Below are 2,146 nucleotides of genomic sequence, written 5' to 3'. Positions count from 1 at the left end.
GAGGAGCTGGGGAGCTGGGGAGCTGGGGAGCAGAGGAGCTGGGTAGAAGAAGAGGACACGGTGAGGGGGGTAAGGGGAGTGAGTTGTGTTGGAAAATTCGGGTTTTCTATCTCCTTGTCCCCTTGTCCCATGAACCCTGAACTAATCCGTTATTTTTGCCGTGCTGCATTAAAATTGATAATTTTGGAGACAAAGTCTGCCCCGTGAGCGTAGAAGTGCGCTATGCCCGATCCTTTTTACGCGACCTCAAAAGCTTAGAATCTGCCGCCTATCAGCAGATTTGCGAAGTCGTCTTTGAGAAGTGCCTGCAAATCCAAGGGATTCAAGACCTGCCAGAACTCCACCCAATCGGCTCGGATGCCCTCTTTTATCGGTTTACCATCGATAACTACATGGTTGGGATTGAAGTAACCGGACATATCGTAAAATTTGTGCGAGTGCTGCCGAAGCCCTACCTTTGAGTGGGGATAAACTTGTGATGTAAAAATAGGAATTCGAGAACTACTTATGGATGCCCCTGCACTCTGGCAACGTTATCAAGACTGGCTTTACTATCACGAAGGGTTGAACTTCTTCCTTGACATCAGCCGCATGGGATTTGACGATGCCTTTGTTGGGGCGATGCGACCGAAGTTTGAGGAGGCGTTTGCGGATATGGATGCCTTAGAGGGAGGTGCAATTGCCAACCCCGATGAAGACCGTATGGTCGGTCATTATTGGTTAAGAGACTCTAACTTAGCACCCACGCCTGAACTCCAACAGGATATCACCAGCACCCTAGAACAGATTGAAACCTTTACTGCCAAAGTTCATAAGGGTGGCATTCATCCCCCTGGAACCTCCAAATTTACTGATATTCTGTCTATCGGTATTGGCGGTTCAGCCTTAGGACCTGAGTTTGTTGCTGACGCCCTAGCGCCGAATTTCCCTCCCCTAGCCATTCACTTTATCGACAATATCGATCCGGCTGGTATTGATGCAACCCTTGTCAAACTACAAGACCGCCTTTTTAGTACTCTTGTACTGGTTATCTCTAAGTCGGGGGGAACGCCAGAAACCCGCAACGGCATGATTGAGGTAAAAAAAGCCTACGAGTCCCAGAAGCTGGACTTTGCCCCCCATGCTGTTGCCATCACTGGTAAAGATAGCAATCTAGATAAACTCGCTAAATCTGAAGGTTGGCTGGCAACATTTCCCATGTTTGACTGGGTGGGAGGACGGACTTCAGAACTGTCAGCCGTGGGACTTCTGCCAGCCGCCTTGCAAGGGATTGACATCCGCCAGATGTTAGCCGGTGCGAAGGAGATGGACGCTGCCACCCGTAAACACCAACTGGAAGAAAACCCTGCGGCTTTGCTTGCCCTCTCCTGGTACTATGCTTGTAACGGTAAGGGCGAAAAAGATATGGTCGTGCTGCCCTACAAAGATAGTCTGCTGCTGTTTTCTCGTTACCTGCAACAGTTGGTCATGGAATCTTTGGGTAAAGAAAAAGATTTAGAGGGCAATACCGTTTATCAAGGGATTGCTGTTTACGGAAACAAAGGTAGCACCGACCAACACGCCTACGTCCAGCAGTTGCGAGAAGGCGTTCCCAATTTCTTTATTACTTTCATTGAAGTTTTGCAAGACCGACAAGGCAAATCCCCAGCAGTCGAACCGGGAGTGACTTCGGGCGACTATCTATCAGGTTTGCTACAGGGAACTCGAAAAGCACTCTACGAGAATCAGCGCGATTCGATTACAATCACGATTCCCCAAGTCAATTCTCAGACAGTAGGAGCCTTGATTGCACTGTATGAACGCGCTGTGGGACTTTATGCATCTCTAGTCAATATCAACGCCTATCATCAACCTGGGGTAGAAGCTGGCAAGAAAGCAGCCGCCGCTATTCTGGATTTGCAGAAAAAAGTGATTCAGGTATTGCACGAAGAAGGAACACCGATGTCTCTATCAAAATTAGCTCAGAAAGCTGGGGCATCTGACCAGGTGGAAGCCATTTATAAAATTCTACGCCACCTCCACGCTAATCAGCGAGACGTTATCTTAGAGGGCAATCTGGGGCAACCCAGCAGTTTGATCGTTTCGGCTCGATAACTGGAAGGGAGCAGGCTGTCTCTCATACACATCTGACGCTGCCGACGAACTC

The 2,146-nt window shown here is 48.9% G+C and carries 2 protein-coding genes; both read left to right on the top strand.

Features of this window, described 5'->3' with window-relative positions; translation table 11 throughout:
- Positions 1-203 precede the first annotated feature (203 nt).
- The gene (locus IQ257_RS29395; protein WP_193882723.1) at positions 204-461 is read left to right on the top strand and encodes a cytotoxic translational repressor of toxin-antitoxin stability system; all 258 of its coding nucleotides are present in this window, start codon (positions 204-206) and stop codon (positions 459-461) included.
- Between the two features lie 46 nt (positions 462-507).
- Positions 508-2,094: a glucose-6-phosphate isomerase gene (locus IQ257_RS29390; RefSeq protein ID WP_193933501.1), complete on the top strand. Its 1,587-nt coding sequence runs from the start codon at positions 508-510 to the stop codon at positions 2,092-2,094.
- Positions 2,095-2,146 lie beyond the last annotated feature (52 nt).

The organism is Coleofasciculus sp. LEGE 07092, from assembly GCF_015207375.1.
GTDB lineage: Bacteria > Cyanobacteriota > Cyanobacteriia > Cyanobacteriales > Coleofasciculaceae > LEGE-07092.
The sequence above is the reverse complement of the archived record's forward strand: the minus strand, read 5'-3'. Positions and strand labels throughout refer to the sequence as shown.

What these genes read in the sequence shown, in the direction of transcription:
- IQ257_RS29390 (WP_193933501.1), top strand. Translation starts at nt 508, where the DNA reads ATGGATGCCCCTGCACTCTGGCAACGTTATCAAGACTGGCTTTACTAT.